Origin of the sequence: Corallococcus sp. bb12-1 (assembly GCF_026626765.1) — a bacterium.
GTDB classification, from domain to species: domain Bacteria; phylum Myxococcota; class Myxococcia; order Myxococcales; family Myxococcaceae; genus Corallococcus; species Corallococcus terminator.
Genome location: NZ_JAPNJZ010000010.1, coordinates 121,997 through 135,736, shown reverse-complemented (window position 1 = coordinate 135,736; position 13,740 = coordinate 121,997). Strand labels below are relative to the sequence as shown.

The window sequence follows — 13,740 nt, the reverse complement described above, 5'->3', positions numbered from 1 at the left end:
TCAACAAAGGGTCCCCCTGTCCGCTGGCCTGCCGGGCACGGCGTGGATCCGCACACTCAAGGTGGAGGACGCACACCGGTGAGCGGGCTGGCACGGGCAGTCAACCTGCGGATGAGCGTGACGCTTGCCTTGTGAAGCCTGGAACCCGCTGGTACGGTGCCCGACCTCGGCAATGGCGAAAACCTTCGAAAAAGCCGTCACTGGCTTCAACCACAACATCAAGCACAAGGGGAAGGTCTACCACGTCCAGACCGAGGACTCTGGTGTCAACAACCCTCACATCATCACCCACCTGTTCGTGGGCGGGAACATCCTCGCGTCGAAGAAGACGTCCTACGCGGACATCCTCAACGCGGAGAACCTGGCGGAAGTCGTCCGCGAGTTGATGGAGGAGCAGCACAAGGAGATGCTGCGGAACCTCATCAATGGGGTTTACGACAACTACGAGTCCACGGTCCGCTCGTACCAGCCGGGCCAACTCGCCACGGATGCCGAAGCCGCCGCCGCGCCGAAGTTGCAGCCCATCGCCGCGCCGCGCCCGGTTCCGCCGCCTCCGCCCCCCGTGGTCGCCGCCCCCATCATCGTGCCTCCTGAAGTGGCCGCCGCGCGCGCCCTCAAGGAGAAGCCCCGCATCAACGAAGTGGGCGTGGAGACGCTGTTCGGCGAGGACCTCATCTCCGAGAAGAGCCTGGACGAGGTCATCCTGAGCTACCTCGCCAGCGAGGGTGAGCCCTCGTAGTCGCAAGGCGGTCCGCCGAGCCTCCCCGTGAGCGGCCCGTTCCTGGGCGTGCTCCGGGGCCGTGGTAGGCTTTCGGGGCTCGCGCTCCCGGTCATGATCCAGTTCTTCCACGTCTACAAGGCGTATCCCGGCGATCCGCCCGTCCTTCAGGACATCAACCTGAACGTGGAGAAGGGCGAGTTCGTCTTCCTCACCGGGCCCTCGGGCGCGGGCAAGACGACGCTGCTCAAGCTCATCTTCTGCGGGGAGAAGGCCACCAAGGGGCAGATATTGGTGGGCGGCAAGAACATCGCGCGCATCCGTGAGTCGGCGGTGCCGTACCTGCGGCGCAACATCGGCGTGGTGTTCCAGGACTTCAAGCTGCTGCCGCACCGGAGCGTCGCGGACAACGTGGGCTTCACGCTGGACGTGCTGGGTGTGCCCCGCGCGGAGGGGCGCGAGAAGGTGCACCGGATGCTCAAGCGCGTGGGGCTGGAGCACAAGGCGAACTCGCTGCCCCTGCGGCTGTCGGGTGGAGAGCAGCAGCGCGTCGTCATCGCGCGCGCGCTGGTGAATGACCCGACCATCCTCCTGGCGGACGAGCCGACGGGCAACCTGGACCCGGCGCTCACCGTGGAGATCATGGACCTGCTCACGGACATCAACATCCGGGGCACCACGGTGATGGTGGCCACGCACGACGCCACGCTCCTGTCGCGCTACCAGAAGCGCACGGTGCGCCTGGAGCGCGGGCTCATCGTCTCCGACGAGGACGGCGTCAAGGCGGCCCGGCGGATGCTGGTATGAGCGTGCTGTCGAAGGCGGCCTACTTCTGGCGCTCGGCGGCCGGCGGGCTGAAGCACGCGCCCTTCGTCCACTTCATCGCCGTATCCACCATCGCCATCGCGCTGTTCGCGGCGGGGCTCGCGCGCGGCGCTTCGCACGTGGTGGACAACCTGCTCGCGTCGCTGGGCGGGGAGGTGGAGGTCACCATCTATCTGGCCCCTCAACTGGGACAGGACGAGGTCCACGGCGTCCACACGCGCGTGGTGGAGCTGAGCCACGGCGAGGTGACGGTGGTGCCGCCGGAAGCGGCGCTGCTGCGGCTCAAGCGCGAGCTGGGAGACCTGGGCGAGGCCCTGTCGGAGCTGCCGGAGAACCCGCTGCCCGCGACGCTGGAGCTGCGCGTGCCGGAGGCCCGGCGCTCACCCGCGGCGCTCCAGGTGCTGGCGAAGGAGCTTCGCGCGCTGCCCGGCGTCACCGGCGTGGACTACGGCGAGGCCGCGGTGGAGCGGCTGTCCGCCATCGCGCGGGCGCTGAGCTTCGGGGCGCTGGTGGCGCTGGTGGTGGTGCTGGGGACGACCATCGTCATCGTGGCGGCCACGCTCCAGCTCGCCATCTACGCGCGGCGCGAGGAGATTGAAATCCAGAAGCTGGTGGGCGCCACCGACCGCTTCGTGAAGGCGCCCTTCCTCCTGGAGGGGCTGCTCCAGGGACTGTTGGGCGCGCTGGTGGCGCTGGGCGGACTGTGGCTGTTCGGCCGGCTGCTGGGGCCCACGCTGGGCTCGCTGTTCGCGTTCATCCTGGGGCCGGGCGTGAACGCGCCCTGGGTGGAGACGCGCACCGTGATGGAACTGCTCGCGGCCGGGTGCGTGCTGGGCCTGGGCGGTAGCTTCGTCGCGGTGGGGCGCTTCCTGCGGGTATGAGCGGGCGCGCCTGTTTCGGGATGGTCCTGGTACTGCTCCTGGGCGCGACCTTCGCGCGGGCCCAGCAGGACGAGGAGTCGGAGCGCGCGGCCATCCGCGAGAAGCTGGCCGCGCAGCGCGCGACGCTCGCGCTGGTGGAGGCGAAGAAGCTCTCCGTGCTGGAGGGCATGGAGCTGATGGAGGACATGGCCTCGTTCTCCCGCCGCCGTGTGCGCGCGCTGGAGGGGGACCTGAACCTGTTCCGCCGCCGCGTCACGCTGGCCGAGCGCGAGGAGGCCGTGCTGCGCGAAGCCCTGCGCGCCCAGCTTCGCCGCCTGTCCCCGCGCCTGCGCACGCTGTACCGGCTCCAGCGCCGACGGCCGCTGGAGGTGCTGCTGTCCGCGGAGGACTTCGCCGCGCTCGTGTGGCGCGCGCGCGCGCTGGAGGCCAGCATGGCGGGCGACCTGGAGCTGTTGCGCACCGTGCATCACGTGGCGGGGCTCCAGCGACAGGCGACGTTGGAGCTGAAGCGGCTGCACACCTCGCTGACCCAGCGAGTGGCCTTCCTCCAGGCTCAGTCGAAGCAGGCCCGGGCGCAGCAGGAGGCCCTGGAGGAGGTGGTGGGGAAGCTGGCCGGCGAGGCGGAGCTGGCGAAGCGCGCCGTGCGCGAGCTGGAGGGCGCGGACGCGGAGCTCACCCGCATGCTGGTGGACCTGCACGAGGCCCCCGCGACCAGCGGCTTCGGCGCGCTGAAGGGGAAGCTGCCCCGGCCGGTGGCGGGCATCATCGAGGTGGGCTTTGGCCGCGTGGTGAACCCCCGCTTCAACACCGTCACGGTGCAGAAGGGCGTGGACATCCGCGTGCCGGAGGGCACCCCCGTGCACGCGGTGGCCGAAGGCACGGTCGTCTACGCGGGCTGGCTGCGTGGCTACGGCAACCTGCTCATCGTCGATCACGGCGACGACTTCCACACCCTGGTGGCCCACCTCTCCACCATCGCGGCGGAGGTCGGCGCGCGCGTGGCCCCGGGCGACGTGGTGGGGGAGGTGGGGGACACCGGCTCCCTCAAGGGCGCCTACCTGTACTTCGAGGTGCGCCGCGCCGGACAGGCCGTCGACCCCGCCCCCTGGCTGGCCCCCGCCGTCGCGCCCTGACTGTGTCAGCTCTGACGCGCTGCGCCGGAAGGGCAGAGGCGTTAAAAGGGGCCAGACGGCTCTCGGAGAGGAAAGAGGCTCGCACGTGGACCTGATGGTGGGGATGCAGAAGGCGATGCGCCGGGTGCTGGTGGCGCGTGGCGTCCAGTCGGAGACGGTGAACGTCGCGGGCCAGGCGGTGCACCACTACACGCTCCAGGGGCAGGGCAAGGGTCCGCCGGTGTTGCTGGTGCACGGGCTGGGCGGGTCGGCCAACGGCTTCGGGCGGACGTTCTTCGGGCTGGCGCGCCGCTTCTCGCGCGTGCTCGCGCCGGACCTGCCGGGGCACGGCTTCTCCGGCGCGTACTGCGGCGGGCCCACCTGCGTGAAGAGCCAGTTCGACGTGCTCACCGCCTACTGCGAGCAGGTGGTGAAGGAGCCTGCCCTCGTGGTGGGCAACTCGCTGGGCGGGGCCATGGCCGTCAGCCTGGCCGCCGAGCATCCGGAGTGGGTGAAGGCGCTGGCGCTGGTGGCCCCCGCGGGCGCGGAGCTGACGCCGCAGGCCCTGACGACGCTCTTGAGCGTGTTCGAGGTGAAGTCGAACGAGGACGCGCGTGAACTCACGCGGCGGCTGTTCCACCGCCCGCCGTGGGCCGCGATGTTGCTCGCGTCGGAGATGCGCAAGTTCTACTCGAACCCCACGGTGCAGGCGCTCGCGGCGGACGCCATCGCCACGCAGGCCAGCATCGCGCCCCAGGCGGTGCGGGACTTGAAGATGCCGGTGCTCTTCCTGTGGGGCGGCAGCGAGCGGCTCCTGCCCCCGGAGATCCTCACCTGGTACCGGCAGCACCTGCCGCGCCAGGCGGAGGTCCACGTGGTGGAGGGCTTCGGCCACGTGCCGCAGATGGAGCGGCCGGACGCGTTCGTGTCCCACCTGGTGGGCTTCGCGGACAGGGCCGGCCTGGCAGGCGGGAATCGTTCGGTGGACCGGGTGTAGACTCCGGGGCTCTCGCAGGGCCCCTTCCTCCCCGCCACAAAGGACGCGCTCCCGTGACAGGTCTCCTCCCGCCGTGGCGCCTGGGTCTGGCCGCGCTCCTCCTGTGGGGCGCTCCCGCGTTCGCGAGGGAGCCGGCGGACGCGGCGGCCAGGGACGAGACGGCGTACCGGCAACTGGAGTTGTTCGCGCGGGTGCTCTCCTACGTGGAGAACAACTACGTGGAGTCGGTGGACAGGAAGACGCTGGTCCAGGGCGCCATCCAGGGGATGCTCGAGACGTTGGATCCGCACACCGTCTTCATGCCCCCGGAGGTGTTCCGGGAGATGAAGATCGACACGTCGGGCGAGTTCGGCGGGCTGGGCATTGAAATCGCTCGCAAGGGCGACCGGCTGGTGGTGGTGGCCCCCATCGACGACACGCCCGCGGCCCGCGCGGGCATCAAGGCCGGCGACGAGCTGCTGGCCATCGACGGCGAAAGCACGCTGGGCATGGACCTGGGCCGCGCGCTGCAGAAGATGCGCGGGCCCGCCGGTGGCCGCGTGTTGCTCACGCTGATGCGCTCGGGCTTCAACGCGCCCCAGGAGCTGGCCATCCTGCGCGACCACATCCGCATCGTGTCGGTGGAGGGCGCGCTCTTCGGCGGCATCGGTCACGTGAAGGTGAAGAACTTCCAGGACCGCACGGACCAGTCGCTGCGCAAGGAGCTGGACCGGCTGCGCGCGCTCAACGGAGGCAAGGAGCTGGACGGGCTGGTGTTGGATCTGCGCAACAACCCCGGCGGCCTGTTGGATCAAGCGGTGGCGATGAGCGACCGCTTCCTGCCGGGCAACCTGCCCATCGTGTCCACGCGCGGCCGCGACGGGCGCAACGCCTCCGAGGAGCGCAGCCGCGACCGCGACACGGAGAAGGACTACCCGGTGGTGGTGCTGGTCAACGCGGGCAGCGCGTCCGCGTCGGAGATTGTCGCCGGCGCGCTCCAGGACCACGGTCGCGGCGTCATCATGGGCACGCAGACCTTCGGCAAGGGCAGCGTGCAGACCATCATCGAACTGGAGGACGGCTCCGGGCTGAAGCTCACCATCGCGCGCTACTACACGCCCAAGGGCCGCAGCATCCAGGAGAAGGGCATCACCCCGGACTTCCTCGTGCCGGAGGATTCCTCGGGCAAGGCGGGAGCCGAGGCGCCCCGGGAGAAGGATTTACAGCGCCACTTCCGGGCGGAGCCGTCCCAGGCGACGTCGGAGGTCGCGGCCGCGCAGCGCGGACTGCCCGCGAACCTGAAGGACTGGGCGGTGACGGCGAAGCTCACGGACGCGCAACTGCGGGTGGCCCTCAACTACCTCCACGGGTTGGCGCTGGGAACGGCGTCCCGGGGGCCTGGGACGACGGCGGGTCGCTGAAACCCCTTTCGAGGCTGGCATTCCGCCGTGCAGTGCGTGTAATGCGCACAGCAACGAGGGAGACCGGATGCGACGTCCTTTCAATCGCGCGCTGCACGCGACGCTCAGTGGCTGGCTGGTGGGAATGCTGGCCATGGGCCCCGCGGCGGCGCAGCAGCAACACGTACCCCTGCGGCTGATCCCGCGCACGCTGCCGGCGGCCGCGGGCCCGCGCATCGCGGTGGTGGCCATTCCGTTGGACCCCTCGCTGGAGGGCGAGGCGCTGAAGCTGTCGCACTGGGCTGAACAGGCCGTGGCCCGCTCCGGGAGGCTGGAGCTGGTGCGGCTGACGGACGCGCTGGATGCCACGGGCGCGAGCGCCCGCGAGGCGAAGGCGGTGGAGGGCAACGCCGCGTTCAAGGACGGCGCCAAGGCCTACGACGAACTGGACACCGTGAAGGCGCTCCAGAGCTTCGACAAGGCGGTGCGCGCGTACGAGCAGGCGGACCTGTCGCGCGCGTTCGCGCTCCTGAGCCGCGCGCGGGTGATGAAGGCCGCGTCGCAGGTGGCCAACGGGGAGAACAAGGCCGCGGAGCTGGAGATGCGCGCGGTGCTGGCGGTGGACCCTCGCGCCCAGTTCAACCCGAACTTCTTCCCCCCCGAAGAGGTCGCGTTCGTGGAGAAGGAGCGCAAGGCGCAGCTGGCCGGCGCGGAGGCCACGCTGTCGGTGCGCACGCAGCCCGTGGCCGCGCAGGTGTTCGTGGACGGGGCCTTCCGGGGCGTGTCCCCGGTGACGCTCACCGGCCTGACGCGCGCGGACCACTACGTGACGCTGGTGGCGCCGGGCTACTCGGTGCTGGAAGGCAGGGCGCGCGAAGGTGAGGCGTCCTTCACGCTCATGCGCCTGCCGGTGCAGCAGCGGACCGAAGCGCTGATGGAGCGCATCGCGAAGGAGCCCGACGGCGAGGACCGTGACAAGGCGCTGCGGGAGCTGGGCGCGCTCGCGGGCGTGCAGCAGGTGCTGGCGCTGCTGGTGCGCGGCGGCCCGGGCAATGCGCCCCTGAGCGTCACGGGCCTGCGGCTGGACGTGGCGGACGGCCACAACCTGGCGTACGCGGTGGGGCCCCAGGTGCCGCGCGGCGACGCGATGGCCACCGGCTCCGAAGCGTTCCTGACGGGGCTGGTCGCGCAGGACGCGGCGAAGGTCGGCGGCAAGCCGACGACGCACTTCACCGGGGGCGGGGGCGTGAGCCGCCGCACGGTGGGCTACGTGCTGCTGGCCACCGGTGTCGCCCTGCTGGCGGGCGGCATCTACTTCGGGTTGGAGGCCTCCTCGAAGTCGGACGCGTTCAAGACGGCGCCGCAGGGGAGCACCCGCGCGGAGGACCTGAAGAGCACCGGCAAGACGTACGCGCTGGTGGCGGACGTGGGCGTGCTGGCGGGCCTCGTGTCCGCGGGCGCGGGCGGCTACCTCGCCTTCTCCAAGGGCGGGAGCGGTTCGTCGTCCCAGGCCGCCCCGAGTCCGGCGGCCCGGCGGGATGTCCAGGCCCGCGACGCGAAGCCCATCGGCGAGGCGCTGCCCATGCCTCCGCCGCCCGCCGCGACGCCTCCGCCCGCCAAGGTCGCTCCGGCCGCGGTGACGCCGCCTCCCGAGGTCGTCCCCGCGTTCGATCCGCCTCCCACCCCTCCGCCGCCCGCGAAGAAGCTGACGCGCAAGGAGCGCGAGGCCGAGGCGAAGCGCGAGCGTGAGGAGGAGGCCCGCCTCAAGAAGGAGCAGCGCGAGCAGGAGGAGCAGCGCAAGCGCGACGAGGAAGCGAAGCGCAAGCGGGACGAAGAGGAGAAGCGCAAGCGCGAGGACGAGGAGAAGCGCAAGCGCGACGAAGAGAAGAAGCAGCGTCCCAAGCTCGACGAAGACGATCTCCGGAACTACTAGCCATGCGCCGTCGCCTTTCATCGCTCATTGTTCCCTCGGCCCTGGTTATGGGGCTGGGGTTGTCCGCCTGCAGTCTGCTCGTCGACTTCGACCCGGAAGGGCAGCCCTGTGACCGGGGCCAGTGCCTGGACGGCTATGTCTGCCGGGACGAGGTCTGCGTCTCCGGCGACAGCGTCACGACCGACGGCGGCTCGACCGACGCCGGCGTCCAGGATGCAGGCACCAGCGACGCTGGCGTCACGGATGCCGGCACCACCGACGGTGGCCTGCTCACCGACGGTGGCCTCGCCGACGGCGGGTGAAGTTCCCGGTCGGGCTCCGGGCGGCTGACCCGGTTCCCGGCCCGATGCACGCGTCGCGGAGGCGCCCGGGCATGACGGCCCGAGCGCCTCCTTCCGTTTGCTGGGGCTGGCCGGCGCCATGGTCGCGTGCGGTGTTGTGCTTGGCCGCGCGTTGACCGGACCTTCGCTCAAGCCGCAGGGCCCGGTGTCCTCCGATGCTGGCCCGAACCCACTCGGAGGCTTCACCGACAGCCCCCGCGCGCGTGGTCCCTGGGCCGCGCCGTGTCTGCCCGGACACGGTCGCTCCCTGGCCGGCGGCCCCCTGGAAACCCCTGATATTCCAGCAGCTTGCACGCGAAGGCCGCGTCCGGGAGGCCCGCCGGTGCATGGCATCATCCATGCTCTGGAGCAGGCCCACGGAGGCATCAACGACATGGGCAAGCGCGTGGGAGTGCTGATGGGCGGGTGGGGTGAGGAGCGGGAGATTTCGCTCAAGACGGGGGAGGCCGTGGTGGCGGCCCTGGAGACGCTGGGGCACACCGTCACCCGCGTCTTCGCCGGCCCCGGCCTGGACCGGGCGCTGCGCTCGGCGGAGCTGGACGTGGCCTTCCTCGCGCTGCACGGCCGCATGGGCGAGGACGGCCGTGTGCAGGGCCTGCTGGAGCTGCTGGAGCTGCCGTACACGGGCTCCGGCGTGCTGGCCTCCGCGCTGGCCATGGACAAGCCCATGGCGAAGAAGCTCTTCCAGCTCCACAACCTGGCCACGCCCCGGGGCTACAAGGTGGGCCGCGCGGACGTGGAGCGCGCCCTGGAGCTGCACGGCGACAGCGGCTTTCCGTGCGTGGTGAAGCCCGCGAAGGGCGGCTCGTCCGTGGGCCTCTCGGTGGTGCACGACGCCGGGGCGCTGGTGCCCGCGGTGGCCCAGGCGTGCCGCTTCGGAGGCGAAGCCCTGGTGGAGCGCTTCGTCCAGGGCCAGGAGGTGACGGTGGGCATCCTCGGCGACAGCGTGCTGGGCAGCTGCGAGGTGGCCTTCCCGCGCGAGGGCTTCGACTACGACGCCAAGTACAAGGGCGGCGCGCAGTACTTCCTGCCGCCCCGCCTGTCCGACACGCGCCGCATCAACGTGGAGACGCTCGCGCTCGCCGCGTACCGCGCCCTGGGCTGCCGGGGCTACGGCCGCGTGGACGTGCTGTGCTCGGACACGGAGAACGACGTGGTGCTGGAGGTGAACACCCTGCCGGGCTTCACCCCCACCAGCCTCCTGCCCAAGATCGCCGCCCGCGCGGGCCTGGACTTCCCGGAGCTGGTGCAGGGCGTCCTCGACCGGGCCACCCGGGATGAGTCCCACGTCGCCGACGCCGCCCCCCTCACCGTGGTCCCCACGCCCCTGCGCGTCGCCGCCAGGTCCTGAGCCGACCTCCGCACCCTGGACGTCCTCCGCCCGACGGGGCCCGGTGACTTCCAGGGGCGGCTCATGACGCGGGGAAGTCCTGCTTGACGTTTTGCGTCAATGCCGCCCTTTGAAGCCTCTCGGAACCGGGGAATAGTTTGACACGACCCGGGTGCCTCCCTATTGTCCGGCCGCGATCAGTAGTCGGAACGTCAAAGCCCAGTCTTTTCGGGCACATACGGGGCGGGGCTCAGCAGACCCAGGAGGCGGCGGTCAGCGTGAGCGGGTCGGTCGGGCATGCCGCCACGTCTGGTAGGACCGCTGGCGCCAGTGCCAGCGGGAGGGCTGAGCGTCACCGATGACCACCGTTGAGATCATCTTCCTGGCTGTCTATTTCAGCCTGCTGAGCGTGCTGGGGGTCTATGGATCCCACCGGTACCGCATGGCGTTCCTGTACTACCGCCACAAGTTCAAGCTGCCCACGCCGAACGGCACGCTTTCCGCGCTGCCTCGCGTGACCATCCAGCTGCCCATCTTCAATGAGATGTACGTGGTGGAGCGCCTGGTGGAGTCGGTGTGCCGCATCGACTACCCGCGCGAGCTCCTGGAGATCCAGGTGCTGGACGACTCGACGGACGAGACGTGCGGCATCGCGCGTGCGTGCGTGGAGCGCCACCGGCAGAAGGGCCACGACATCGTCTACATCCACCGCGTCAACCGCCAGGGCTACAAGGCGGGCGCGCTGGAGAACGGCCTCAAGCTGGCCACGGGCGAGTACGTGGCGGTGTTCGACGCGGACTTCGTCCCGAGCCCCGACTTCCTGATGCGCACGGTGCCCTTCTTCGCGGACGCGAAGGTCGGCATGGTGCAGGTGCGCTGGGGCCACCTGAACCGTGAGTTCTCCATCCTCACGCAGGCCCAGAGCATCTTCCTGGACGGGCACTTCATCATCGAGCACACCGCGCGCAACCGCGCCGGCTGCTTCTTCAACTTCAACGGCACCGCGGGCATCTGGCGCCGCAGCACCATCTCCGACGCGGGCGGCTGGCAGCACGACACGCTCACGGAAGACCTGGACCTGAGCTACCGCGCGCAGCTCAAGGGCTGGCAGTTCGTGTTCCTGCCGGAAGTCATCTCCCCGGCCGAAGTGCCGGTGGACATGAACGCCTTCAAGAGCCAGCAGCACCGCTGGGCCAAGGGCTCCATCCAGACGGCGAAGAAGCTGTTGCCCACCATCCTCAAGAGCGACCTGCCCCTGCTGGTGAAGCGCGAGGCGTTCTTCCACCTCACCAACAACATGGCCTACCTGTTGATGGTGCTGCTGTCGGTGCTGATGCCCATCAGCATGGTGGTCCGTTTCCAGCACGGCCTGTACGGCACGCTGTTCCTGGACCTGCCCTTCTTCATCACCGCGACGGCCAGCGTCTGCGTCTTCTACGTGGCCGCCCAGCGCGAGCGCGGCGCCACCGGCTGGGAGCGCTTCAAGTACCTGCCGTTCCTGATGAGCCTGGGCATCGGCCTCGCCATCAACAACGCGAAGGCCGTGGGCGAGGCGCTGCTCAACCAGCAGTCGGGTTTCGCGCGCACGCCGAAGACGGGCGCCGAGGGCAAGAGCGTCAAGGCGCCGGTGAAGAAGAGCTACCGCGGCAGCAAGACGCTGATGCCGGTGGTGGAGCTGCTCTTCGCCGCCTACTTCACCGGGGCGCTGTGGTTCGCCATCGACTCGCGCATCTACACGTCGGTGCCCTTCATCGTCCTGTTCCAGGCGGGCTTCCTGTACGTGGGCGTGTCCAGCCTGCTGCAGGGCTTCGTCGGCCGGGTGAAGGTGACCGAGTCCGCCCCCGCCGTGAGCTCCTCCGAGGAGCAGCCGCGCCAGGCGGCCTGAGTCCTTCAGGGCATCCGTTTCTTCCGCTGTCTCGCGCCGCCGCTTCCTCCATCCGACTTCCGGATGCAGGGACGGCGGCGCGGTGCTTTCGGGCTTCCCCTACACGCCGGAGTCGGGCACCCCGCGCAGCAGCACCTGCTCCTGGCGCACGGGGGCCGGGCCGGAGGTCGCGGGCTGGCACCCCTCGTCAATGGCGGTGCTGGACGCGGCCCTCAGGGTGAGGCCCGCGTCGTTGCAAGCCACCGCTTCGGTGGGGAAGGCGACGGGGCAGGGTGTTCCCGAACCGGTAAAGCCGGTGGCGCGCGTCTCGCCCACGAAGCCGTCCGGAGTGCGGTGCAGGACGATGCCCACGGAGCCCGCGTCCGGAGACTCCACGCCGCCGTCCGCCCACGCCCGCACCACCGCGAGCGACAGCGTGCCGCCGTCGTCCTGGCCCAGGTAGCGGAACGCCGGGTTCTGCGCGTGGAAGTAGTCGCCGGATTGATTCAGCTCGCAGCCGGACGGCACACGGATGGCGGCCGGGGCGGGAGGGGCGGTCTCCACCCGGGGCGGGGCCTTGGCCGGACAGGCCGTGAGGGAGAGGACACAAAGGCCGAGCGGAAGGGTGACGAGGGTGCGGTGCATGGGGCGCGGATATTCTCCCAACCGACGTGCGTGTGGGACGTGTTTGCTTCCCCAGGGATGACTCTCTAACCTTCGGGCCGTCATGAGCCTTCGCCGCTTCGCCGTCCTGTCGCTTGTCGCCGCCCTGGCGGTCCCCTCCGCGGTGTTCGCCCAGGACGAAGATGATCTCCTAGCGCCCACGGAGTCGAAGCCCACGAAGCCCAAGGGCAAGCCCAAGGCGGTGAAGCCGGCGCCCAAGCGCAAGCCTCCTGTTCCGAAGAAGGAGCGCGTGGGCAAGAAGACGAAGCCGGGCAAGACGCCGGCGGTGTCCCCCGCCGACGTGCCGGAGGCCTCGAAGTCCGCTATCGCGTTCAAGCTGGGCAGCAACGCTCGCGGCGCGAAGATCACCGTGGACGACCTGGAGGTGAACACCCAGGCCCCCGTGGAGCTGGCGCCGGGTGAGTACCGCGTGATGGCCCGCCGTCCGGGCTATTCGGACTTCCTCCAGCGCGTCGTGGTGTCGCCGGGCCAGACGACGGACGTGACGGTGGCGCTGGAGGTGGCGACGGGCATCGCCAGCCTGCACGCGGACGTGCCTCGCGCCACCGTGTACGTGGATGGCGTGAAGGTCGGCGTCACGCCCATGGAGAACTACAGCATCAGCCCGGGCCAGCACGAGGTGGAGTTCCGCGCCCCGGGCCTCAAGGACGTGAAGAACATCGTCGTGCGCGCCGGCCAGCCCTACCTGGTCGAAGGCCGCCTGCGCCCGGTGGCGGACTCGGATGTGCCGCGCAACGCGGTGCTGGAGCCGGCGGCGACGCCCCTCGAACCGGTGGAGCAGCCGGGACTCGCGCTGGGCACGGAGCAGCCGCCGGAGGTGAAGGAGAGCAGCGACAAGTCGTGGTACCAGCGCTGGTACGTCTGGGTCGGCGTGGGCGTGGTGGCCGCCGCCGCGGGCGCGGGGGCCTACGCGGCGACCCGGCCTCCGGAGGCGCTCGACGCGGACCGCGACGTCTGCGGTGGGACGTGCGACGGCAAGATCGGTGCGGGTCTGCGCTCGGGGATTCCCGCGGGCGCCCTGCGCTTCTGATGCATTTGCCGAAGCGGTGAGGCCGTACCGCGCGGGGGCTGGTGGCCGCCCCCGCTGGTTCAAGGTGCTTCCCGAGTCGGTGATGCCGTACCGAGAGCGGGGGGCTGGTTACTGCCCCCTCAGGTCGTCCTCGCTGCGGCCCGCGCCCGGTTCCAGCCGCAGGTAGATGGCCGTCACGCGGCCCACGCCCCAGAAGTCCAGCGCGGTGGCGCGGATGCGGAAGGGCTCCGACTCCGGCAGCAGGCCGGTGATGTCCACCTCGTTGGGCTCGAAGGTGAAGGCGTGCCGGCCCAGGTTGTCCACCTGCTCGTTGCCGACGAAGACGCTGTCGGTGAAGCCCACCGCGGCGCGGCGCGACACCTTGCCCTTCGCGTCCAGCACCTCCAGCAGCAGGAAGTTGTCCACGGCGAAGCCCTGGGTGCAGGCCTCATCCCCGCAGAGACGAGCCTGCGCGCCGTCCAGCATCAGGGGCTGCGTCTCCGCGGTGGCGACGACGCGGGGCATGCGCTCGCCCTCGCGCGTGTCCACCTCCACGTCCTCACGTCGTCCCTCCAGGCTCGCGGTTTCTCGCTCGGGAGTGTTGGGCAGCAGGCGCACCGAGCGCGGCTTCGCCGACACGGCGGCGGCGGCGGCAGTGGGCACGGGG

Annotated in this window: 13 protein-coding genes; 11 read left to right on the top strand and 2 right to left on the bottom strand. The window is 70.6% G+C overall.

The genetic code is table 11. The annotated features are described in order from the left end of the window. The first annotated feature begins 172 nt into the window (after positions 1-172). From OV208_RS14495 to OV208_RS14450, 10 genes are all read left to right on the top strand, one after another. Complete coding sequence (locus tag OV208_RS14495; RefSeq protein ID WP_267574420.1) at positions 173-739, top strand: hypothetical protein; 567 nt, start codon at positions 173-175, stop codon at positions 737-739. Between the two features lie 93 nt (positions 740-832). Continuing rightward, positions 833-1,525 (top strand): cell division ATP-binding protein FtsE, encoded by a 693-nt coding sequence (ftsE, locus tag OV208_RS14490; protein WP_120543561.1) that lies wholly within the window; start codon positions 833-835, stop codon positions 1,523-1,525. Further along, positions 1,522-2,424: a cell division protein FtsX gene (locus tag OV208_RS14485; RefSeq protein WP_267574419.1), complete on the top strand. Its 903-nt coding sequence runs from the start codon at positions 1,522-1,524 to the stop codon at positions 2,422-2,424. Before ftsE ends, OV208_RS14485 begins: the two co-directional genes overlap by 4 nt. A gap of 20 nt (positions 2,425-2,444) precedes the next feature. After that, positions 2,445-3,557: a murein hydrolase activator EnvC family protein gene (locus OV208_RS14480; RefSeq protein ID WP_420715021.1), complete on the top strand. Its 1,113-nt coding sequence runs from the start codon at positions 2,445-2,447 to the stop codon at positions 3,555-3,557. A gap of 85 nt (positions 3,558-3,642) precedes the next feature. Then, positions 3,643-4,533: an alpha/beta fold hydrolase gene (locus tag OV208_RS14475; RefSeq protein WP_267574417.1), complete on the top strand. Its 891-nt coding sequence runs from the start codon at positions 3,643-3,645 to the stop codon at positions 4,531-4,533. Positions 4,534-4,586: 53 nt separating this feature from the next. After that, complete coding sequence (locus tag OV208_RS14470) at positions 4,587-5,933, top strand: S41 family peptidase (protein WP_267574416.1); 1,347 nt, start codon at positions 4,587-4,589, stop codon at positions 5,931-5,933. A gap of 67 nt (positions 5,934-6,000) precedes the next feature. Beyond that, entirely contained in the window at positions 6,001-7,845 is a 1,845-nt protein-coding gene (locus OV208_RS14465; protein ID WP_267574415.1) for a PEGA domain-containing protein, read from the top strand. A 59-nt stretch (positions 7,846-7,904) separates the two neighbouring features. Continuing rightward, positions 7,905-8,147: a hypothetical protein gene (locus OV208_RS14460; protein ID WP_267574414.1), complete on the top strand. Its 243-nt coding sequence runs from the start codon at positions 7,905-7,907 to the stop codon at positions 8,145-8,147. 412 nt (positions 8,148-8,559) lie between these two features. Next, on the top strand, positions 8,560-9,537 hold the full coding sequence (locus tag OV208_RS14455; protein ID WP_267574548.1) for a D-alanine--D-alanine ligase family protein: 978 nt from the start codon (positions 8,560-8,562) through the stop codon (positions 9,535-9,537). Between the two features lie 337 nt (positions 9,538-9,874). Then, complete coding sequence (locus OV208_RS14450) at positions 9,875-11,401, top strand: cellulose synthase family protein (protein ID WP_267574413.1); 1,527 nt, start codon at positions 9,875-9,877, stop codon at positions 11,399-11,401. A gap of 99 nt (positions 11,402-11,500) precedes the next feature. Here OV208_RS14450 and OV208_RS14445 read toward each other — a convergent pair whose 3' ends face one another. Further along, the gene (locus OV208_RS14445; RefSeq protein WP_267574412.1) at positions 11,501-12,025 is read right to left on the bottom strand and encodes a hypothetical protein; all 525 of its coding nucleotides are present in this window, start codon (positions 12,023-12,025) and stop codon (positions 11,501-11,503) included. Positions 12,026-12,107: 82 nt separating this feature from the next. Here OV208_RS14445 and OV208_RS14440 point away from each other — a divergent pair, with 82 nt between their 5' ends. After that, positions 12,108-13,094, top strand: a complete 987-nt coding sequence (locus OV208_RS14440; RefSeq protein WP_267574411.1) for a PEGA domain-containing protein — start codon at positions 12,108-12,110, stop codon at positions 13,092-13,094. A gap of 108 nt (positions 13,095-13,202) precedes the next feature. Here OV208_RS14440 and OV208_RS14435 read toward each other — a convergent pair whose 3' ends face one another. Continuing rightward, complete coding sequence (locus OV208_RS14435) at positions 13,203-13,736, bottom strand: hypothetical protein (RefSeq protein WP_324291381.1); 534 nt, start codon at positions 13,734-13,736, stop codon at positions 13,203-13,205. Between the last annotated feature and the right edge of the window lie 4 nt (positions 13,737-13,740).

Coding starts and splice junctions, on each gene's coding strand:
- OV208_RS14495 (WP_267574420.1), top strand. CDS start 173: ATGGCGAAAACCTTCGAAAAAGCCGTCACTGGCTTCAACCACAACATC.
- ftsE (WP_120543561.1), top strand. CDS start 833: ATGATCCAGTTCTTCCACGTCTACAAGGCGTATCCCGGCGATCCGCCC.
- OV208_RS14485 (WP_267574419.1), top strand. CDS start 1,522: ATGAGCGTGCTGTCGAAGGCGGCCTACTTCTGGCGCTCGGCGGCCGGC.
- OV208_RS14480 (WP_420715021.1), top strand. CDS start 2,445: ATGGTCCTGGTACTGCTCCTGGGCGCGACCTTCGCGCGGGCCCAGCAG.
- OV208_RS14465 (WP_267574415.1), top strand. CDS start 6,001: ATGCGACGTCCTTTCAATCGCGCGCTGCACGCGACGCTCAGTGGCTGG.
- OV208_RS14455 (WP_267574548.1), top strand. CDS start 8,560: ATGGGCAAGCGCGTGGGAGTGCTGATGGGCGGGTGGGGTGAGGAGCGG.
- OV208_RS14450 (WP_267574413.1), top strand. CDS start 9,875: ATGACCACCGTTGAGATCATCTTCCTGGCTGTCTATTTCAGCCTGCTG.
- OV208_RS14445 (WP_267574412.1), bottom strand. CDS start 12,025: ATGCACCGCACCCTCGTCACCCTTCCGCTCGGCCTTTGTGTCCTCTCC.
- OV208_RS14440 (WP_267574411.1), top strand. CDS start 12,108: ATGAGCCTTCGCCGCTTCGCCGTCCTGTCGCTTGTCGCCGCCCTGGCG.